2 protein-coding genes are annotated in these 1,748 nt (G+C 31.8%); both read right to left on the bottom strand.

The genetic code is table 11. From position 1 onward, the window contains the following. Positions 1-323: 323 nt before the first annotated feature. On the bottom strand, positions 324-1,055 hold the full coding sequence (locus V6246_RS18145; protein ID WP_341561858.1) for a hypothetical protein: 732 nt from the start codon (positions 1,053-1,055) through the stop codon (positions 324-326). Positions 1,056-1,218: 163 nt separating this feature from the next. Beyond that, positions 1,219-1,614 (bottom strand): hypothetical protein, encoded by a 396-nt coding sequence (locus V6246_RS18150; RefSeq protein ID WP_341561859.1) that lies wholly within the window; start codon positions 1,612-1,614, stop codon positions 1,219-1,221. Positions 1,615-1,748: the final 134 nt, after the last annotated feature.

Here is a 1,748-nt window from a genome sequence, read left to right on the forward strand (position 1 = left end):
CGCCGAAAACTTGGAAGCGTATTTTCTAAATAATACACTTTTTTAACTGCCTTTTTTTATTCCTTTTGCGTAAACAATATTTATATTGAAAGTTATCTAACGATAGCCACGCTATTGCTTACAACGTCTCGTATATGAAATGTAGCGCTGAAAATAAGCGATACTTTTCGGATTAAATACAAGCCGAATTTTTAAATTTTATTAATTATTTTATTTTTGGAAATTTGTCAAATTTAAAAATTTGGCGACCTTCCAAAAATGCCCAAACCTTTGTGTTAGTAATGACTTGCGCTATTTTTTATATACATTGTTACCACACGTATTTATTCGACTTCTTGTTCAGTTAAATATATGAAACTTTGGTCTAAATATTTTTTCAATGATTTATCTAAATACTGACTATAGTTCGTTTTCTCATTTCTTTCATTAGACAACCAAGCCATTGCATAAGCGATTATCTGTTCAGGCAAATAACCTTGACTGCTTGACTTCCATCCAAATCCTTGAGAAGTAAATTGAAAGCGAGAATTGCCAATGAAAATCCCAAACCCATAGGTGATTGCTGTTAAGTCAGTCAGAAACTCGTCATTTTCTTCTATTCGATTTTCTCCTAATAAAATCTGGTGAGACAATTCGTGTGAAATTGTAGCGATTAATGAAATTGGATTTTTTAATTGTCCTCTTTCGATTGATATTATCGTTTCGTTTTCCGTTTGTTGATAAGTTCCACTTGCGCTATCCCAACTTCCATTAATATCCGCTGGTGATGTCAATATTGTGCCGTCCGCCATTTCAATCGGTTGGTTAGAGAAAAATTCGAGTTTTATTTCAATATCTCGAATATTCATTAGTTCCTTTGTCCGTTCGAGTATGAATTCCGCATCTTTTTCAGTTCCGTCAAAAGTTCTATTGTAGAAATCTTTTGTTGGTGTTACAGTTCGGATTTCCATAAAATGCTCTTCACCAAATTCAGTTCGCAACCAATTCAGGTCTTCGTCAACCCAAACTTTGTCTTCTTTGGTAATCGGTAATTTTTTCTTTTTATTCCAAAACATTAATTGTTGTCATATGTGTGGTAACGTTGTTGTGTATGGTTAGTTGCGTGATTAAGCAACTAATTTAGTAAACAAAAACGAACGCGAGAAAATTCCGAAGGAATTTTCCAAATAGGCAATGACCAAAGCAATTAATTATACACGGTGTTAGCCACTGTTTTTTTTAAAAATCGTTTATTAATTCCGAATGAGTTTTTGCTTTTTGAATATAAACTTTCCATTCACGAGTAAAGTCATCTTTTTCTAATTCAGAAATTCGTTCGAGTAAGAAAGTCCGCAGTTCCTCAACAGACATTTCTTTGTATGTTTTCTTAAATACAATTTTTGTTTTCCAAACATTGGGAATAAACCGCAACCAATTTCGCCATTTTTCGGTCATTTCAGCTTTTCCTATCGCTTTGTATATTTGACCATTTCCGTCGCAGAACATTTTGTTTTTATAATATCTTTCAAATATCGATTCTTTATTGGTATAAATATAATCGTCATGACATACATATTCCATTAAATCTTCGTAATTCCATTTTTCAGTCGATATGTCTATTATTGGAAATGTCATTTCTCAAATTGTGGCTAACGGCAGGTATATAGACATTAAGGGATTATCAATATAAATATCCTACAGATTTATATTGAAGCTAATTTAGGAAATAAATATTTAAATTTAAGAAAGAATATTTGGTTTACTAAAGT

Source organism: Algibacter sp. TI.3.09, from assembly GCF_038154905.1.
Classification (GTDB): Bacteria; Bacteroidota; Bacteroidia; order Flavobacteriales; family Flavobacteriaceae; genus Algibacter.

What these genes read in the sequence shown, in the direction of transcription:
- V6246_RS18150 (WP_341561859.1), bottom strand. Translation starts at nt 1,614, where the DNA reads ATGACATTTCCAATAATAGACATATCGACTGAAAAATGGAATTACGAA.
- V6246_RS18145 (WP_341561858.1), bottom strand. Translation starts at nt 1,055, where the DNA reads ATGTTTTGGAATAAAAAGAAAAAATTACCGATTACCAAAGAAGACAAA.